The sequence below is a fragment of the Enterobacter cloacae complex sp. SHL009 genome, from assembly GCF_049237205.1.
Classification (GTDB): domain Bacteria; phylum Pseudomonadota; class Gammaproteobacteria; order Enterobacterales; family Enterobacteriaceae; genus Enterobacter; species Enterobacter cloacae_M.
In genome coordinates, this window is the sequence record NZ_JBMKIW010000004.1 from 86,961 (window position 1) to 104,558 (window position 17,598).

Annotated in this window: 15 protein-coding genes; 11 read left to right on the plus strand and 4 right to left on the minus strand. The window is 62.2% G+C overall.

What is annotated here, in order from left to right; translation table 11 throughout:
• Nucleotides 1-198: 198 nt before the first annotated feature.
• The 10 genes from ACOTZC_RS11440 to iolB all read left to right on the plus strand — a co-directional run bounded on the left by ACOTZC_RS11440 (nt 199) and on the right by iolB (nt 13,326).
• A complete protein-coding gene (locus ACOTZC_RS11440) occupies nt 199-1,704 on the plus strand; it encodes a CoA-acylating methylmalonate-semialdehyde dehydrogenase (protein WP_047173891.1) in 1,506 nt (501 codons plus the stop codon).
• A gap of 11 nt (nt 1,705-1,715) precedes the next feature.
• Nucleotides 1,716-3,641: a 3D-(3,5/4)-trihydroxycyclohexane-1,2-dione acylhydrolase (decyclizing) gene (gene iolD / locus ACOTZC_RS11445; RefSeq protein WP_248169535.1), complete on the plus strand. Its 1,926-nt coding sequence runs from the start codon at nt 1,716-1,718 to the stop codon at nt 3,639-3,641.
• Nucleotides 3,642-3,941: 300 nt separating this feature from the next.
• Nucleotides 3,942-4,928, plus strand: coding sequence for an inositol 2-dehydrogenase (gene iolG, locus ACOTZC_RS11450; RefSeq protein ID WP_038417345.1), 987 nt, complete (start codon nt 3,942-3,944; stop codon nt 4,926-4,928).
• A gap of 31 nt (nt 4,929-4,959) precedes the next feature.
• On the plus strand, nt 4,960-5,889 hold the full coding sequence (locus ACOTZC_RS11455) for a sugar ABC transporter substrate-binding protein (protein ID WP_023308788.1): 930 nt from the start codon (nt 4,960-4,962) through the stop codon (nt 5,887-5,889).
• Nucleotides 5,890-5,943: 54 nt separating this feature from the next.
• On the plus strand, nt 5,944-7,491 hold the full coding sequence (locus tag ACOTZC_RS11460; RefSeq protein WP_023308787.1) for a sugar ABC transporter ATP-binding protein: 1,548 nt from the start codon (nt 5,944-5,946) through the stop codon (nt 7,489-7,491).
• An 11-nt stretch (nt 7,492-7,502) separates the two neighbouring features.
• The gene (locus tag ACOTZC_RS11465; RefSeq protein WP_023308786.1) at nt 7,503-8,531 is read left to right on the plus strand and encodes an ABC transporter permease; all 1,029 of its coding nucleotides are present in this window, start codon (nt 7,503-7,505) and stop codon (nt 8,529-8,531) included.
• A gap of 8 nt (nt 8,532-8,539) precedes the next feature.
• The gene (locus ACOTZC_RS11470; protein ID WP_063927751.1) at nt 8,540-9,673 is read left to right on the plus strand and encodes a Gfo/Idh/MocA family protein; all 1,134 of its coding nucleotides are present in this window, start codon (nt 8,540-8,542) and stop codon (nt 9,671-9,673) included.
• A gap of 12 nt (nt 9,674-9,685) precedes the next feature.
• Nucleotides 9,686-11,590 (plus strand): bifunctional 5-dehydro-2-deoxygluconokinase/5-dehydro-2-deoxyphosphogluconate aldolase, encoded by a 1,905-nt coding sequence (locus tag ACOTZC_RS11475; RefSeq protein ID WP_126303526.1) that lies wholly within the window; start codon nt 9,686-9,688, stop codon nt 11,588-11,590.
• Nucleotides 11,591-11,601: 11 nt separating this feature from the next.
• Nucleotides 11,602-12,492, plus strand: coding sequence for a myo-inosose-2 dehydratase (gene iolE, locus ACOTZC_RS11480; protein WP_047647087.1), 891 nt, complete (start codon nt 11,602-11,604; stop codon nt 12,490-12,492).
• Nucleotides 12,493-12,501: 9 nt separating this feature from the next.
• Nucleotides 12,502-13,326 carry a 5-deoxy-glucuronate isomerase gene (iolB, locus tag ACOTZC_RS11485; protein ID WP_248161660.1) on the plus strand — a complete coding sequence of 275 codons (825 nt, stop codon included), beginning with the start codon at nt 12,502-12,504 and terminating at the stop codon, nt 13,324-13,326.
• Here iolB and ACOTZC_RS11490 read toward each other — a convergent pair.
• Nucleotides 13,292-14,506, minus strand: coding sequence for an MFS transporter (locus tag ACOTZC_RS11490; protein WP_047173897.1), 1,215 nt, complete (start codon nt 14,504-14,506; stop codon nt 13,292-13,294). The two genes, iolB and ACOTZC_RS11490, sit on opposite strands and share 35 nt — an antisense overlap.
• A 115-nt stretch (nt 14,507-14,621) precedes the next feature.
• Between ACOTZC_RS11490 and ACOTZC_RS11495 the strand changes: the two genes are divergently transcribed.
• On the plus strand, nt 14,622-15,065 hold the full coding sequence (locus tag ACOTZC_RS11495) for a winged helix-turn-helix transcriptional regulator (RefSeq protein ID WP_045399683.1): 444 nt from the start codon (nt 14,622-14,624) through the stop codon (nt 15,063-15,065).
• Between the two features lie 10 nt (nt 15,066-15,075).
• On the opposite strand, the gene ACOTZC_RS11500 is transcribed toward ACOTZC_RS11495, so the two are convergent.
• Genes ACOTZC_RS11500 through ACOTZC_RS11510 form a run of 3 tightly spaced genes read right to left on the minus strand, consistent with a single transcriptional unit; the run spans nt 15,076 to nt 17,578 of the window.
• Complete coding sequence (locus ACOTZC_RS11500) at nt 15,076-15,819, minus strand: alpha/beta fold hydrolase (RefSeq protein ID WP_421635775.1); 744 nt, start codon at nt 15,817-15,819, stop codon at nt 15,076-15,078.
• 11 nt (nt 15,820-15,830) lie between these two features.
• Nucleotides 15,831-16,298, minus strand: coding sequence for a DUF6130 family protein (locus ACOTZC_RS11505; protein WP_045399690.1), 468 nt, complete (start codon nt 16,296-16,298; stop codon nt 15,831-15,833).
• Between the two features lie 50 nt (nt 16,299-16,348).
• Nucleotides 16,349-17,578, minus strand: coding sequence for an MFS transporter (locus ACOTZC_RS11510; RefSeq protein WP_248161662.1), 1,230 nt, complete (start codon nt 17,576-17,578; stop codon nt 16,349-16,351).
• Nucleotides 17,579-17,598 lie beyond the last annotated feature (20 nt).

A 17,598-nucleotide genomic window follows, 5' to 3' on the forward strand; every position in this document is an offset into this window, starting at 1 on the left:
TTCAGTCATTTCCTCGCCCGAAATCCTTAATAGCGCACGCTGCACCAGTGTTGTTGGCTGTTAACATAAAAATCCATCCTTGATCACAATAATCATTATTTATTTTATTTCAACTTAAAATGGAATATTTGTTTCATATATAGTGTTCAGTACACAGTGTTCAGGTAACAGTCACGTATCAACAGCGAGAGGTTAAGGATGGAGACGGTAGCGAATTTTATTCACGGCGAATGTGTCACCGGTTCAGGCCAGCGCGTTCAGGCGATCTTCAACCCGGCCACCGGCGAGCAGATCCGCCAGGTGGTGATGAGTACGGCGCAGGAAACGGAGCAGGCGATTGCCGCCGCGCAGCAGGCGTTTCCGGCGTGGGCGCGCCATGCTCCGCTTAAGCGCGCGCGCGTGATGTTCCGCTTCAAGGCGCTGCTGGAAGAGAACATGGAGCGCCTGGCCCGCCTCATCAGCGAAGAGCACGGCAAGGTCTTCTCCGACGCGGTGGGCGAACTGACCCGCGGCCTGGAGGTGGTGGAATTTGCCTGCGGCATCCCGCATCTGCAAAAGGGCGAACACTCGGCGAACGTCGGCACGGGCGTCGACAGCCACTCGCTGATGCAGCCGCTCGGGGTCTGCGCCGGGATCACGCCGTTTAACTTCCCGGCGATGGTGCCGATGTGGATGTTCCCGATTGCGCTGGCGACCGGCAACACCTTCGTGCTGAAGCCGTCGGAAAAAGATCCTTCTCTGGCGCTCGCGCTGGCGCAGCTGCTGAAAGAGGCCGGCCTGCCGGACGGCGTCTTCAACGTGGTGCAGGGCGATAAAGAGTCCGTTGACGTGCTCCTGACCGACCCGCGCGTGCAGGCGGTGAGCTTTGTCGGCTCCACGCCGATTGCGGAATACATTTACCAGACCGCCTCCGCCCACGGTAAGCGCTGCCAGGCGCTGGGCGGCGCGAAAAACCACTGCATCCTGATGCCGGATGCCGACATGGAGATGGCGACCAACGCCATCATGGGCGCGGCCTACGGCGCGGCGGGCGAACGCTGCATGGCGCTCTCGGTGGTGCTGGCAGTGGGAGATAAAACCGCCGATGACCTCTGCGCCCGGCTGGAAAAACAGATTGCCGCGCTGCGCGTCGGGCCGGGGCTCGACCAGACGCCGGAAAACGAAATGGGGCCGCTCATCTCCTCCGCGCACCGCAGCAAGGTGCTGGGCTACATCGACAGCGGGGAAGCGCAGGGGGCTAAACTGCGCGTGGACGGTCGCGGCTTCAGCGTGAAGGGCCACGAGCAGGGCTACTTCGTCGGGCCGACGCTGTTCGATAACGTCACCCCGGAGATGACCATCTATAAAGAAGAGATTTTTGGCCCGGTGCTTTCTGTGGTGCGCGTAGCAGATTACGCCAGCGCGGTGGATCTGATTAACCGCCATGAATATGGTAATGGTTCAGCGATCTTCACCCGCGACGGCGGCTGCGCGCGCCGCTTCTGCGAAGAGGTGCAGGCGGGCATGGTGGGCGTCAACGTGCCGATCCCGGTGCCGATGGCATTCCACAGCTTCGGCGGCTGGAAGCGTTCCATCTTTGGCGCGCTCAACGTTCACGGCAGCGACGGCGTGCGCTTCTACACCCGAATGAAAACCATCACCGCGCGCTGGCCGGAAATGCAGCAGGAGACAGGCGCTGCGTTCTCTATGCCAACGCTGGGCTGACAGGAGGTTTTATGCAAACCGAACGTATGACCATGGCCCAGGCGCTGGTCCGGTTCCTTAATCAACAGTACGTCAGCGTGGACGGCAACGAAACGCCCTTCGTAGAGGGCGTCGCCACCATCTTTGGTCACGGCAACGTGCTGGGTATCGGCCAGGCGCTGGAGCAGGACCCCGGTCATCTGCACATCATGCAGGGCTGCAACGAGCAGGGCATTGCCCATATGGCGACGGGATTCGCCAAACAGCACCGCCGTAAGCGCATCTTTGCCGTCACCTCCTCCGTCGGGCCGGGTGCCGCCAATATGGTCACGGCGGCGGCAACCGCCACGGCGAACCGCATCCCGCTGCTGCTGCTCCCGGGCGATATCTACGCCAGCCGCCAGCCGGACCCGGTACTGCAGCAGATCGAGCAGTATCACGATCTCAGCATCAGTACCAACGACTGCTTCCGTCCGGTCTCCCGCTACTGGGACCGGATTAACCGCCCTGAGCAGCTGATGAGCGCCATGCTAAGCGCGATGCGAACGCTTACTGACCCCGCCAATACCGGCGCGGTGACCATCTGCCTGCCGCAGGACGTGCAGGGGGAAGCGTGGGATTACCCGCTAAGCTTCTTTGCGCGTCGCGTGCACCACATCGAGCGTCGTCCGCCCGATCCGCAGCGTCTGGCGCAGGCGCGGGCGCTGATCGCCCGCAAGCGTCGCCCTCTGGTGGTGTGCGGCGGCGGGGTGCGTTATTCCGGCGCGCATGAGGCGTTTCGCGACTTTGTCGAGACGCTGCAGCTGCCGTTTGCCGAAACCCAGGCCGGGAAGGGGGCGCTGGTAAGTGACCACCCACTTAACCTCGGTGGCGTAGGGGTGACGGGCGGAATGGCGGCCAACCAGCTCGCGCCACAAGCTGATCTGGTGATTGGCATCGGCACGCGCCTGACCGACTTTACCACCGGCTCCAAGGCGCTCTTTTCCCATCCGGATGTCGAATTTCTGCTGCTGAACGTGGCCGAGTTTGACGCCCTGAAGCTGGACGCCACGGCGCTGATTGCCGACGCTCAAACCGGGCTCGAGGCATTGACCCACGCGCTCGTTGATTACCGCAGCGGCTGGGGAGAGGCAATCGCTGAGGCGAAATCCGCCTGGCGCGACGAGTGCCGTCGCCTGTGGGATCGCCAGTGGCGTCCTGACGACGCGCCCGAAGTGGCGGGACACCTGGACGCGCAGCTGGCGGAGTACGGCGAGACGCTCAACACCCGCCTGACCCAGACGCGGGTGCTGGGGCTGATCAACCAGCATATTGAAGATAACGCCATCGTGGTGGGCGCGGCCGGTTCGCTGCCGGGGGATTTACAGCGCCTCTGGCAGGTCAAAACGCCGGACAGCTATCACCTGGAGTACGGCTACTCCTGCATGGGCTATGAGATTGCGGCAGCCCTCGGCGCGAAGCTTGCCCGACCCGGGCAGCCGGTATACGCCATGGTGGGGGATGGCTCCTACATGATGCTGCACTCCGAGCTCCAAACCGCCGTTCAGGAGGGCATTAAGGTCACCGTTCTGCTGTTTGATAACGCCAGCTTCGGCTGCATTAACAACCTGCAGATGGGGCACGGCATGGGCAGCTTTGGCACGGAAAACCGCCACCGCAACCCGGAAACCGGGCGGCTTGACGGGCCGCTGGTGAAGGTCGATTTTGCGCAAAACGCGGAAAGCTACGGCTGCCGCGCGTGGCGGGTGAACGATGAGCAAAGCCTGCTGGCGGCGCTGGAAGCGTCACGCGCCCATCCGGGCCCGACGCTGCTGGACATCAAGGTGCTGCCGAAGACCATGACCCACGACTACGCCTCCTGGTGGCGAACCGGTGATGCGCAGGTGGCGGAATCGTCTGCCGTGCGTGAAGCCGCCGAGCAAACGCAGGCGCAGGTGAAAAAAGCCCGTCAGTATTGAGTTTTCCCGAAGTAACGAAATTTTCATTTCATTTTCCACTCACCCTAACCCTCTCCCCAATGGGGAGAGGGTTAGGGTCGGTGCGCTCTTTTCCCCCTCGCCCCTTTGGGGAGAGGGCCGGGGTGAGGGGCTAGCAGCACCTTCTTCCATGTTGTGAGATTGATAACAAAATTTATCTCATTCATCTCAAAAGTGTTAACCCGCACTCAAAAACATAATTTTCACTATTTATAAAAATGAAATAAATGTTTTATTTATAGAGTCGTTAGTTCACAGCATTCACCAACACCGGGAGCCGTTATGTTTAACATTGCTTTACTGGGCGCTGGCCGAATTGGCCAGGTACATGCAGCTAACATCGCCAGCCACGGCGCGACCACGCTCTGGTCCGTGGTTGACCCGAATCAGGAATTTGCCACCCGTCTCGCCGCGCAGTATCAGGCCCGTCAGCAGAGCCTGAACGAGGCGATGACCGACCCTAACGTTCACGCCGTGCTGATCGCCTCCGCCACCGACACCCACGCGGATCTGATTGAAATGGCCGCCCGCCACGGCAAGGCCATCTTCTGCGAAAAGCCGGTACACCTTGACCTCGCCCGCGTGCGCGACTGCCTGAAGGTGGTCAAAGAGTACGACGTGCCGCTGTTCATTGGCTTTAACCGCCGCTTTGACCCGCAGTTTCGCCGCGTGAAAACCGACGCGCAGGCCGGGCGCATCGGCAAACCGGAATCGCTGCTCATCATCTCCCGCGATCCGTCTCCGCCGCCTGCGGAGTACGTGCGCGTCTCTGGCGGCATGTTCCGCGATATGACCATTCACGACTTTGACATGGCCCGCTTCATCATGGGCGAAGAGCCGGTGTCGGTGTATGCCCAGGGCAGCAACCTGGTGGATCCGGCGATTGGCGAGGCGGGGGATATCGATACCGCGTTTATCGTTCTGAAATATGCCTCCGGCGCGATGGCGACCATCGTCAACAGCCGCCGTTCATCTTACGGCTACGACCAGCGCCTGGAGCTGCACGGCTCCGAAGGGCTGCTGTGCGCGGGCAACATTCTGGAAAACCAGGTGCAGCATTACGGCAAACAGGGCTGCACCAGCGCGCTGCCGGAACATTTCTTCCTGCAGCGCTACAAATCCGCTTACGCCGCGGAATGGGAACACTTTGTCGCGGTTCTGCGCGGCGAAGCGGTGCCTGACTGCAGCGGCGATGATGGTGAACGTGCGCTGTACCTTGCGGATAAAGCGCTGGAGTCACTGCGCAGCCAGCGCGAGATCGTCCTCTAAACACAACAACCCTACACAGAGAGACATAATAATGAAAAAACTGATCGTAGCCGCCCTCATCGCCATGACGTCCGGGGCCGCCCTCGCCGAAAACGAGCAAATTGTTTTCAGTACGCCAAACCTGGCCATGCCGTTTGAAGTTCACATGCAGCGCACGGCGGTGAAAGCCGCAAAAGAGATGGGCGTGAAGCTTCAGGTGCTGGACGGACAGGGCAGCTCGCCGAAGCAGGTAGCTGACCTGGAAAACGCCATCACCCGCGGGGCGCAGGGCTTTATCGTCTCCCCGAACGACGTCAACGCGGTCTCCAGCGCGGTGGATGAAATTCAGGATGCGAAGCTGCCGGTGGTCACCCTTGACCGATCCGTCGACAGCCAGAAAAAAGTGCCGCACTTCGGCGCCAACAATTACAAGGGCGGCCAGGCGATTGGCGACTTCGTCAAAACCAAATTCCCTAACGGCGCGGACATCATTCTCCTCACCGGCCAGCCGGGCTCCTCTTCCAATATTGAGCGCACCAAAGGGATCCGCGACAGCCTGAAGGCGGGCGGGGATAAATACAAGATCGTCGCCGATCAGACCGGCAACTGGATGCGTTCTGAAGGGATGCGCATTGTTGAAAGCGTTCTGCCTTCGCTGCCGAAACGCCCGCAGGTGATCCTCTCCGCCAACGACGATATGGCGCTGGGCGCGATTGAAGCGCTGCAGAGCCAGGGCGTGAAGCCGGGCGAAATCCTCGTGACCGGGTTTGATGCGGTGCCGGAAGCGCTGGCCCGCGTGCGCGACGGCTGGCTGGCGGTAACGGCGGATCAGCGTCCGGGCTTTGCGGTGCAGACGGCGATGAGCCAGCTGGTGGCCAACGTGCGCGAGAAGAAAGCCATTACCGGGGCCGACTACCCGCCGACGCTGATCACCAAAGAGAACCTGCAGCAGGCTGAGCGTATCGGTGAGGCCGGTAACTGATTTATCCGCAGCCGCCGCTGGCGCGGCGGCTCACTCTAAAGGAGGAGCAGACCGATGTCGCAACCCTTACTGAAAGTGACCGACCTGGCAAAAAGCTTTTCCGGCGTCTGGGCGTTAAGCAGCGCCCAGCTGACCGTCGGCAGCGGCGAAATTCACGCCCTGCTGGGGGAAAACGGGGCGGGAAAATCCACGCTGCTGAAGGCGCTCGCGGGCGCGCAGCCGCAAACGCGCGGGGATATCTGGTTCAACGGCGAAACGCTGCCGGTGGACGACTCCCCGGTGGAACGCCAGAACAAGGGCATTATCACCATCTATCAGGAGTTCAACCTGCTGCCCAACATGACCGTCGCGGAAAACATGTTTCTCGGGCGCGAGCCGCGCAGGCGTAACCTGATCGTCGACGAAAGGGCGGTCAACCAGGAGGCGCAGGTCATTCTCGATTACCTCCAGCTGAACGTTGCGCCGACCACGCCTGTCGCCCGCCTGAGCGTCGCCCAGCAGCAGATGGTGGAGATCGCCCGGGCGCTGACCCTCAACGCCCGGTTAATCATTATGGACGAACCTTCCGCCGCGCTGAGCGACAGCGAAGTGGAAAGCCTGCACCGCGTGGTGCGGGAGCTTAAAAACCGCGGCGTGAGCATTATTTACGTTACCCACCGCCTGCACGAAGTTTTCCAGCTCTGCGATCGCTTCACCGTTTTCCAGGACGGCCGTTTCACCGGCACCGGCGCGGTGGCGGAGACCAACGTTGAACAGCTGATCCGCCTGATGGTCGGACGCGACGTGGCCTTTAACCGCCGCCCCGCCAGCGAAACCCATCACGAGGACAAACCCGTCCGCCTGGCGGTAAAGGGGCTGAGCCGCGAAAAGCCGCCGCTGGATCCGCACGGCATCGCCCTGCACGACATCAGCTTCCACGTCCACGCCGGGGAAGTTCTGGGCATTGCCGGGCTGGTGGGCGCGGGACGTACCGAAGTGGCCCGCTGCCTGTTTGGCGCTGATGCGTTTACCTCGGGCAGCTTTGAGCTGGACGGCGTGCCGTACCAGCCGCGCGACCCGCTGTATGCTCTCGATCAGGGCGTGGCGCTGGTGCCGGAAGACCGCAAAAAAGAGGGGGCGGTGCTGGGGCTGTCGATTCGCGACAACCTGTCGCTCTCCTGCCTCTCCTCGCTGCTGCAGTGGCGCTGGTTCGTAAACACCCGCAAAGAAGACGATCTGATTGAGTCCTACCGCAAGGCGCTGCAGATCAAAATGGTCAACAGCGCGCAGGAGGTGCGCAAGCTCTCCGGCGGCAACCAGCAAAAGGTGATCCTCGCGCGCTGCATGGCGCTCAACCCGCGGGTGCTGATCGTTGATGAGCCGACGCGCGGCATCGACGTGGGGACCAAATCGGAAGTGCACCAGGTGCTGTTTGACATGGCGAAAAAGGGCGTGGCGGTGATTGTGATCTCCTCCGATCTGCCTGAGGTGATGGCGGTGTCAGATCGGATCATCACCCTCAGCGAAGGCCGGGTGACCGGCGAGATCCACGGTGACGACGCTAACGAAGAACGGCTGATGACGATGATGGCCATCAACCACAACGCCCTGAACGCGGCATAACGGAGTTTCTCATGACGCAGATGATTTCTAAAACGCAGGCCCCGGTCAAACGCGCCGGACGCATCGATCCCATCGCCTTCTTCGAGCGCTTCGGGGTGTTGATTTTCATGATCCTGCTGCTGATCTTCTTCCAGTCGCAGAACAGCAACTTTTTCTCTGAACGCAATATTTTCAACATCCTGACCGAAGTCTCCATCTACGGGATCATGGCCGTGGGGATGACCTTCGTCATCCTGACTGCCGGGATTGACCTCTCCGTGGGCTCCATTCTGGCGGTCTGCGCCATGACCGCGGCGTACGTGATCAAGGGCGACAACTTCACCACCGTCGATCCGAACGCCTGGGGCGGCATGAGCTGGCTGATTGGTCTGGGGATTTGTCTGGCCATGGGCACGGCGATTGGCTTCCTGCACGGTCTGGGCGTCACCCGCCTGCGCCTGCCGCCTTTCATCGTCACCCTCGGCGGGATGACCATCTGGCGCGGCCTGACGCTGGTGATCAACGACGGCGCGCCGATCGCCGGTTTCGACCCTGGCTACCGCTGGTGGGGTCGCGGGGAGCTGCTCGGCATCTCCATTCCGATCTGGATCTTCGCCATCGTCGCCCTCGGCGGCTATCTGGCGCTGCATAAAACCCGCTGGGGCCGCTTCGTCTATGCCATCGGCGGTAACCCGGAGGCGGCGCGCCTGGCGGGGGTGAACGTCAAGCGCGTGCTGGTCAGCGTCTACGTGCTGATTGGCTGTCTGGCCGGGCTGGCGGGCTTCATTCTGAGCGCGCGTCTGGGGAGCGCCGAGGCGGTGGCCGGGATCTCCTTTGAGCTGCGCGTCATCGCCTCGGTGGTGATCGGCGGCACCTCGCTGATGGGCGGCTACGGGCGGATCGGCGGCACCATTATCGGCTCCATCATCATGGGGATTCTGATTAACGGCCTGGTGCTGATGAACGTCTCGGCCTACTACCAGCAGATTATCACCGGATTAATTATCGTTCTGGCGGTGGCATTCGATACCTATGCCAAGAGCCGTCGCGGCGCACTGTGAGGATCACGATGAAAGAGGTTCGTATTGGATTAATTGGCACCGGGTATATCGGCAAGGCGCACGCTATCGCCTACGCCCAGGCCCCGACGGTGTTCAACCTGCGCGGCAGGCTGGTGCGCGAGATGGTGGCGGAAGTCACGCCGGAGCTGGCGGCAGCGCGCGCGCAGGCGTTTGGCTTCAACCGCTCCACCGGCGACTGGCGGGCGCTGGTGGCCGACCCTGCTATTGACGTGGTGGATATTTGTTCACCCAACCACCTGCATAAGGAGATGGCGCTGGAGGCGATCCGCCACGGCAAGCACGTCTACTCGGAGAAGCCGCTGGCGCTTAACGCCCACGACGCGCGCGAGATGGTCGACGCCGCGAAGCGGGCCGGGGTGAAAACGCTGGTGGGGTTCAACTACATGAAGAACCCGACCGCGCAGCTGGCGAAGGAGATTATCGCGCGCGGCGAGATTGGCGAGGTGATCCACTTCTACGGCACCCACAACGAAGACTATATGGCCGACCCGCTCTCGCCCATTCACTGGCACTGCTTTAAAGAGACCGCCGGGCTGGGGGCGCTGGGCGACCTCGCGGCGCATATCGTCAATATGGCCCAGTACCTGGTCGGGGAGATCGAGCAGGTCTGCGGCGACCTGAAGATCGTGGTCCCGGCGCGCCCGGCGAAGGCCGGATCGTCGGAAATGATTGCCGTCGAAAACGAGGATCAGGCCCACGCGATGGTGCGCTTTGCGGGCGGCGCGCAAGGGGTTATTGAAACCTCCCGCGTTGCCTGCGGCCGCAAGATGGGGCTGTCGTACGTCATCACCGGGACGAAAGGCGCCATCAGCTTCACCCAGGAGCGCATGGCCGAGCTGAAGCTCTATCTGCATGACGATCCGGTGAACCGTCAGGGGTTCCGCACGCTTCTCGTCGGCCCGGCGCACCCGGACTACGCCGCGTTCTGTATGGGCGCGGGTCACGGGATTGGCTTTAACGATCAAAAAACGGTGGAGGTGCGCGACTTGGTGGACGGGATTGCCGCCGACGCGCCGATGTGGCCGGACTTCGAAGAGGGCTGGAAGGTGTCGCGCGTGCTGGACGCGATCGCGCTCTCTCACCAGGAAGGCCGCTGGCTGAATGTGAACGACATTGTCTGATGAGGTATCAACGTGGAAAAGCAGTTTGATGTGATATGCATGGGCCGCGTGGCGGTAGACCTCTACAGTCAGCAGATTGGTGCCCGCCTGGAAGACGCGTCGAGCTTCGCCAAATATCTCGGCGGGTCGTCGGGTAACGTGGCGTACGGCACCGCGCGCCAGGGTTTACGTTCGTCGATGCTGGCGCGCGTCGGCGATGAACATATGGGCCGCTTCCTGCGGGAAGAGCTCAACCAGGTGGGCTGCGATACCAGCCATCTGATTACCGATAAACAACGCCTCACGGCGCTGGTGCTGCTCGGCATTAAAGACCGGGACACCTTTCCACTGATTTTTTATCGCGATAACTGCGCGGACATGGCGATTACCGCCAGCGATGTGGACGAAAGCTACATTGCCTCCGCACGTTGTCTTGCCATCACCGGGACTCACCTTTCTCATCCGCAGACCCGCGAGGCGGTGCTGACGGCGCTGGGCTATGCCCGCCGTCACGGCGTGCGCACGGTGCTGGACATCGACTACCGTCCGGTGCTGTGGGGGCTCACCGCCTTAGGCGACGGGGAAACGCGCTTTATCGCCGCCGATAAGGTCACCCGCGAGCTGCAGGAGGTGCTGCACCTCTTCGACGTCATTGTCGGCACCGAAGAGGAGTTTCACATTGCGGGCGGCAGCACGGATACCCTGCAGGCGCTGGAGCAGGTGCGCGCCGTCAGTGACGCTGCGCTGGTCTGCAAACGCGGCGCGCTCGGCTGCTCGGTCTATACCGACGCTATTCCGTCCCGGCTGGACGACGGCCTGACGGTGACCGGCGTGCGCGTGGAGGTGCTGAACGTTCTTGGGGCGGGGGATGCGTTTATGTCCGGCCTGCTGCGCGGCTACCTGAACGACGAGGGCTGGGAGCAGGCGTGCCGCTACGCCAACGCCTGCGGCGCGCTGGTGGTCTCGCGTCACGGCTGCGCCCCGGCGATGCCGAGCAAAATCGAGCTGGATGACTATCTTTTACGCGCTGCAGATGTTCCGCGCCCGGATCTTGACCCGCGTCTTAACCATCTCCACCGGGTGACCACCCGCCGCCGCGAATGGCCGGAGCTGTGCGTGATGGCCTTCGATCACCGCAGCCAGCTTGAGGATATGGCGATGCAGTGCGGCGCGTCGCTTAAGCGCATTCCCGCGCTGAAGCAGCTGATCCTGCAGGCCAGCCGCGAGGCGGCGAGCCGCGCCGGGCTGGAGGGCAAAGCCGGCCTGCTGTGCGACGGCACCTTTGGTCAGGACGCGCTGAACGCGATCACCGGAGAAGGGTGGTGGATTGGCCGCCCCATCGAGCTGCCGGGCTCCAGGCCGCTGGAGATGGAGCACGGCAACATCGGCACCCAGCTTATCAGCTGGCCGCAGGAGCACGTGGTGAAGTGCCTGGTCTTCTTCCACCCGGAAGATGCCCACGGCCTGCGCCTGGAGCAGGAGCAGAAAATCGCCGAGGTGTACCACGCCTGCTGCCGGTCCGGGCACGAGCTGCTGCTGGAGGTGATCCTGCCCGCCAGCATGCCGCGCAGCGACGAGCTCTACCTGCGCGCCATCTCCCGCTTCTACAACCTCGGCATTTATCCCGACTGGTGGAAGCTGCCGCCGCTCTCGGCCGACGGCTGGACGGCGCTGAGCGAGATTATCGAACGCCGCGATCCGCACTGCCGCGGGGTGGTGATCCTCGGCCTGGACGCCCCGGCGGAACAGCTGCGCGCGGACTTCAAAGCCGCAGCGGGGCAGACGCTGGTAAAAGGCTTCGCCGTGGGGCGCACGCTGTTTGGCGATGCCTCCCGCGCGTGGCTGAAGCACGATATTGACGATGCGCAGCTGGTGACGCGCATCCGGGACAACTACCTGCAGCTTATCGCCTGGTGGCGCGAGCGCGGACACGCATAATGGAGACGACAATGAGTGTGCAATTAGGCATTAACCCGCTGACCTGGACGAACGACGATCTGCCTTCTCTCGGCGCGGAAACCTCGCTGGAGACCTGTCTGAGCGAAGGTAAAGAGGCCGGTTTTGCCGGCTTCGAGCTGGGCAATAAATTCCCGCGCGAAGCGCGCCTGCTTGGCCCCATCCTGCAGCGTCACGACCTGCAGCTGGTCTCCGGCTGGTACTCCGGTCGCCTGCTGGAGCGCAGCGTGGAGGAGGAGATCGCCGCCGTGCAGTCCCACCTGACGCTGCTGCGCGAGCTGGGGGCGAAGGTGCTGGTGTTTGCGGAAGTGAGCGGCTGCATTCACGGCGAACAGCAGACCCCGGTGCATCTGCGTCCGCGCTTCCCGCAGGAACGCTGGAAGGAGTACGGCGAGAAGCTCACCGAATTTGCCCGCTATACGCAGCAGCAGGGCGTGCAGATTGCCTACCATCACCATATGGGCACGGTGATTGAGTCCGCCGAGGACGTGGACAACCTGATGATCCACACCGGGGAGGCGGTCGGACTGCTGCTGGATACCGGCCATCTCACCTTTGCCGGGGCCGATCCGCTGGCGGTGGCGCAGCGCTGGGCGTCGCGCATCAACCACGTTCACTGTAAAGACGTGCGCGCCGACGTGCTGGCGGACGTGAAAAACCGCAAAACCAGCTTCCTCGATGCGGTGCTGAGCGGCGTGTTTACCGTGCCGGGCGACGGCTGCGTCGATTACCCGCCGATTATGCGGCTGTTGAAGGCGCAGGATTATCACGGCTGGCTGGTGGTCGAGGCCGAGCAGGATCCGGCGATTGCCCATCCGCTGACCTACGCCCGTCTGGGGTATAACAACCTGAGCCGTCTGGCCCGCGACGCCGGACTGATTTAAGGAGGGAACATGTCACGTCTGTTATCACGCTGGCAGCAGCCGAACGCGGAGGGGCGCACCCAGTCCGTTACGCCGGAAAGCGCGGGGTGGGGCTACGTCGGCTTTGAGGCGTATGAGCTGCAGGAGGGGCAGACGCTGATGCTGCCCGCCATCAGCGAAGAGCGCTGCCTGGTGCTGGTTGCCGGGCGGGCCTCCATCAGCACGCCTTCCGCGCAGTTTAACGATATCGGCGAGCGGATGAGCCCGTTCGAGCGCATCAAGCCCTGGGCGGTGTACGTCACCCTGCAGGAGACGGTGCAGGTGAAGGCGCTGACGACGCTGGAGCTGGCGGTCTGCGCCGCGCCGGGCAAGGGCACCTATCCGACGCGGCTGATTGCCCCGCAGGATATCGACGGTGAAGCGCGCGGCAAAGGCCACAACCAGCGCTACGTGCACAACATTTTGCCGGAAGACAGGCCCGCCGATAGCCTGCTGGTGGTGGAGGTGTGGACCAACGAGGGCTGCACCAGCTCGTACCCGAGCCACAAGCATGACACGGATAACCCGCCTCAGGAGACCTACCTGGAGGAGACCTACTATCATCGCCTTAACCCGGAGCAGGGGTTCTGCATGCAGCGCGTCTACACCGACGACAGAACGCTGGATGAGTGTATGGCGGTCTATAACCGTGACGTGGTGATGGTGCCGAAGGGCTACCACCCGGTGGCGACGATGGCCGGGTATGACAGCTACTATCTCAACGTGATGGCCGGCCCGGTGCGCAAATGGATGTTCACCTGGGAAGAGGACCACGCGTGGATTAATCGGGATTATCCCGCGGACAGCGGTGGCTAGCGCGGGTTAGCCACCAGAACACCAGCGCCAGCAGGCTGACCGAGGCGCCAAGCAGGCAGACGCCCGGCCAGCCGGCACAGGCATACGCCATCGTTGTGCCGAGCGCGCCGAGCCCGCTGCCGACGGCATAAAACAGCATGTAAAGCCCGACCAGCCGGCTGTGCGCCTCGGGACGGGTGCGGAAAATCATGCTCTGATTAGTGACGTGCAGCGCCTGACCGCCCAAATCGAGCAGTATGATGCCGATAAGCAAGATCCCGAGTGAACGGTCCATCAGCGACAAGGGCCACCAGGCTAACAGTAAGATACTCAGCGCCGCCGCGCTGGTGCGTTGGGCATATCCCCGATCGGCCCAGCGTCCTGCCCGGCCAGCCGCCAGCGCGCCCACCGCGCCAGCCAGCCCAAACGCGCCAATCGCTGTATGCGAAAAGTTAAACGGCGGTGCGCTCAGCGGCAGCACCAGTGCGCTCCAGAAAATGTTGAACGATGCAAACATCAGCAGCGCCAGCACGCCGCGTATCTGCAGCACTTTTTCCTGCCGCAGCAGCGTGAGCATTGAGCCAATCAGGTGCGGATAGCTCATCGTGGCAGTGACGGCTGGCAGGGCGGGGAGTCGCCACCACAGAGGTAACGCAATCATAAGCATCAGCGCGGCAGCGCAAAGATAAACCCCGCGCCAGCCCGCGATATCGCTGATGCCACCGGCAAAGACGCGAGCGAGCAGCAAACCTGTGAACACGCCGCCCTGTGCCGCGCCGACAACGCGTCCCTGTTCATGGGGCGACGCGGCGCTGGCGGCGTAGGCGATCAGCCCCTGCGTCATGGCCGTGCCCAACATACCGGTCGCAAGCATACCGATAAGCAGCGCTGAAGAGGACTGTGCCATGCTGACGGAAACCAGCGCCACCACCAGAGCAATCAGCTGTACTGCCATGAGTCGTCGACGATCCACTTTGTCACCCAGAGGAACGACAAGCAAAAGAGCCAGCGCGCAGCCAATTTGCGTCGCGGTCACCACGCCACCCACGGCCGCATGGCTGATGCCGAAATCGTTCGCCAGCGCGTCAAGCAAAGGCTGGGCGTAATAGACGTTTGCCACGCTTAGGCCGCTGGCGGTGGCGAACAGCCAGACCATGCTGCGCGGCATGTCGGCTGAAGGAAGGGCTGACGTCAGTGACATATTCAAAATCCTCGCCTGTGATAACCTGGTTTTAAAATGAAACTGGTTGAATGCTAGGCTAAGCAGTTTTAAAATGCAACTAGTTATAGAGTGGCCTTTGCGAGGAAAACAGGTGATGTCCCGAAATACGGTAAAAGAGGAATATTGTCCCGTTGCCCGCAGCGTTGACCTGCTCGGGGATCGCTGGTCGCTTCTTATTGTGCGTAATGCGTTTGACGGCATGACGCGCTTCGGGGATTTTCAGCGCAGCCTTGGGGTGGCGCGCAACATCCTTTCTGACCGGCTTCGCAAGCTGGTTGAGGCGGAAATCCTGACGTTACAGGGAGCATCGGACGGCACGGCTTATCAGGAATATGTTCTGACCGACAAAGGCGAACGTCTTTTCCCCGTGATCGTGGCGCTGCGTCAGTGGGGAGAGCAAAATCTGTTTGCGCAGGGCGAGCGTCACTCGCTGCTGATTGACAGGCGGACGGGCAGGCCGGTTCCCTTTATGGCGCCAGCAGCGCATGACGGCACTGCGCTGCTGCCGGTGGATACGGAAGTGCAGAAGACCGAATGAGTCACTCCGGTTAATTACCGCCTATCGCCTGCTCAATCGTCCGGGCAACGATCTGCGGCTGGCTTACCATCGACACGTGGCTTGCCGCCACCTCGGCGGTTTTCGCATGGATCGTCTTCGCCATCGCCCGTTCAAGATCGGGGTTGATCATACGGTCATTCTTGCTGACCACATACCAGCTCGGTTTGTCATGCCACGCCGCGTGGGCGACCTTTTCACCAAACGCCTCGGCCTTAATCGGCCCCTGCGTGGCTGCAATCGTATCTTGAATGGCTGGCTTCACGTCAGGCGCGAAGTCCTTTCTGACGGCTCCTGTCGGCAGGTATAAATAGCCGTCCGCCGATTTAGCAATGCCCGCGCTGCCCGGCGGGGCAGGGAAGCTTCCTGCCAGATCCGCCGTCGACTGGCCGGAGTCCGGCGCGAACGCCGCCACGTACACCAGCGATTTTACCCGCGCATCGTTGCCCGCCTCGCTAATCACGGTGCCGCCCCAGGAGTGGCCCACCAGCACCACGTCACCCTGGGCGCGGGCGATGGCCCGCCGCGTGGCCGCAACGTCATCCTTAAGCGACGTGAGCGGGAGCTGGACGGCAATGACCTCGGCGTGCTGTTTCTGCAGCAGGGTAATCACCTTATTCCAGCAGCTGCCGTCGGCAAACGCGCCGTGGACCAGCACCACACTGGTTTTATTCTGTGCAAACGCGCTGGCGGAAAGCGCCAGCAGGCCTGCCGTCACTACAGACAGTGCTTTCATCTTCAGACTCCTTAAAAATGGTGGACCGCCGCGTGGGGCGGGACGGTGAATTCAACGGTTTTGTGGTCGAGCGGCTTGTGCGTCGGGTCGGCCAGAATAATTGTCACCTTGTGTTTACCGGCGGGCAGCCCCACCAGGATCACCGGCTCTCCGCTGGCGTCAGCCCAGTGCCACGGCGCGTCATCCACCACCACGTGAATGTGCCCGATGCGCGGGGTAACCTTGAGCGCTTCGGGGCCGAATACCGGCTCGATGCGCAGGTTTTCGGCACGGTACTGAATAAACACCGCGCCTTTGCTCAGCGGCCCGGCAAGCGGGGGATCGACTATCAGCTTTGCGGGCGGCTGCGGCTGCGCCAGCGGCGCAACGGCGGCGGGGCCGTTCACGTCCGCGGCGCTCAGGTTGTCCAGCGGTGTGGCCCGGGCATGGGCTACAGATGCCAGGACAAGCAGGGGGATAAGTGCATAACGACGAATCATGGGTTCTCTCCTCATCGGTTCTGAATGGCGACAGGGAAAGAAAACCATTTTTATGTATCGGAGATATTTGCCGGAGGCGGCGTTTTGTACCCGTTTGTCAGCGTGGCGCTCTGGATACAGTGCGATACAGTTTGCCTGCGTGGACGGCGCACAATCGCTATCGCCAGCCCGGCAATCACCAGCGTCAGCCCCGTTGAAACCCACATTGCACCCGCGATCCCCAGGGTTTTATTCAGCCACGCATAGGCAAACGGTGAGGCTGCCGCCATTAGCTGGCCTGGGATCAGCAGCATCCCCGTGCGGCGGGCATAGCTTTCGGTGCTAAACAGCTCCAGCGGCAGGGTGGCTTTTACGATGGTGACCAGCCCGTTGATGGCGCCGTAGCCCAGCACAAACCCGGCTGCACACCACGCAAACAGGGCGCTGCTCATCCCCAGAAGAAAGCAGAGCGGCATGGCGAGCGCGGTAAAAAGCGTCAGTTTGAAGGGGGTTAAGCGGGCACCCGCCAGCACTTCCAGCGAGCGGGCGCACGTCTGGCCGATCCCCCACAGCATGCCGATGGCGACCGGCAGGCCAAAGTGGGCAATAAACTCCGGCAGATGGGTGGATGTGCCGTTAGAGACAAAGGTGATGAGGGCAATGAAGGCGGCATAAAGCCAGGCGTTATGCCGCTCGTTGTTCAGCGGCGGCGCAGTGACCTTTGTCGTCACCGTCAGCCTTTGCCGGGGAAGCGTTCGAATCAGCATCGCGCTCAGCAGGCCGAAGAGAGCATAGACGCGCAGCGCCTCCTGCCAGCTCATGACCTGAAGCAGGGCATCACCCAGCGGCCAGAAAACGGCGGAGGCCAGCCCGCCCGACAGCGTGACGCGTGAGATCGTTCTTCGCGCCTGCTGCCCGTAGAGGTTTACCAGCGCGGCGAACAGCGCGTCGTACAGCGACAGGCGCATCCCTGTGCCGCCGATAAGCCAGGCGCAGTACCAGCCAAAAAGCGTCTGGGTATACGCCATCCCTGCGCAGCCTGCGGCGATCAGCAACGTGCCGCTCATCACCACTTTCTGACCGCCAAAGCGTGCCAGCAGGCGGGCGACAAACGGAGAAACCGCCGCCATCACCAGCATCGCCAGCGTCAGGCCGAGGTAAATCTGCGGTGATGTCCATCCCCGGTCGGCTGAAATCGCCATTGCAAAGGTGCCGGGCATATAAAACGAGATCCCCCAGTTGATAAGCTGATTACATCCCGCCGTGAGGGCGAGGCGGCGTGGCAGGGCGGGTGTTTCCATTGTTTTTCATTCCGTTATGC

Bases quoted from the DNA above. Each gene is read 5' to 3' on its own strand.
- ACOTZC_RS11465 (WP_023308786.1), top strand. From the start codon at position 7,503: ATGACGCAGATGATTTCTAAAACGCAGGCCCCGGTCAAACGCGCCGGA.
- ACOTZC_RS11500 (WP_421635775.1), bottom strand. From the start codon at position 15,819: ATGAAAGCACTGTCTGTAGTGACGGCAGGCCTGCTGGCGCTTTCCGCC.
- ACOTZC_RS11495 (WP_045399683.1), top strand. From the start codon at position 14,622: ATGTCCCGAAATACGGTAAAAGAGGAATATTGTCCCGTTGCCCGCAGC.
- ACOTZC_RS11510 (WP_248161662.1), bottom strand. From the start codon at position 17,578: ATGGAAACACCCGCCCTGCCACGCCGCCTCGCCCTCACGGCGGGATGT.
- ACOTZC_RS11460 (WP_023308787.1), top strand. From the start codon at position 5,944: ATGTCGCAACCCTTACTGAAAGTGACCGACCTGGCAAAAAGCTTTTCC.
- iolD (WP_248169535.1), top strand. From the start codon at position 1,716: ATGCAAACCGAACGTATGACCATGGCCCAGGCGCTGGTCCGGTTCCTT.
- iolG (WP_038417345.1), top strand. From the start codon at position 3,942: ATGTTTAACATTGCTTTACTGGGCGCTGGCCGAATTGGCCAGGTACAT.
- ACOTZC_RS11505 (WP_045399690.1), bottom strand. From the start codon at position 16,298: ATGATTCGTCGTTATGCACTTATCCCCCTGCTTGTCCTGGCATCTGTA.
- ACOTZC_RS11440 (WP_047173891.1), top strand. From the start codon at position 199: ATGGAGACGGTAGCGAATTTTATTCACGGCGAATGTGTCACCGGTTCA.
- iolE (WP_047647087.1), top strand. From the start codon at position 11,602: ATGAGTGTGCAATTAGGCATTAACCCGCTGACCTGGACGAACGACGAT.
- iolB (WP_248161660.1), top strand. From the start codon at position 12,502: ATGTCACGTCTGTTATCACGCTGGCAGCAGCCGAACGCGGAGGGGCGC.
- ACOTZC_RS11455 (WP_023308788.1), top strand. From the start codon at position 4,960: ATGAAAAAACTGATCGTAGCCGCCCTCATCGCCATGACGTCCGGGGCC.
- ACOTZC_RS11490 (WP_047173897.1), bottom strand. From the start codon at position 14,506: ATGTCACTGACGTCAGCCCTTCCTTCAGCCGACATGCCGCGCAGCATG.
- ACOTZC_RS11470 (WP_063927751.1), top strand. From the start codon at position 8,540: ATGAAAGAGGTTCGTATTGGATTAATTGGCACCGGGTATATCGGCAAG.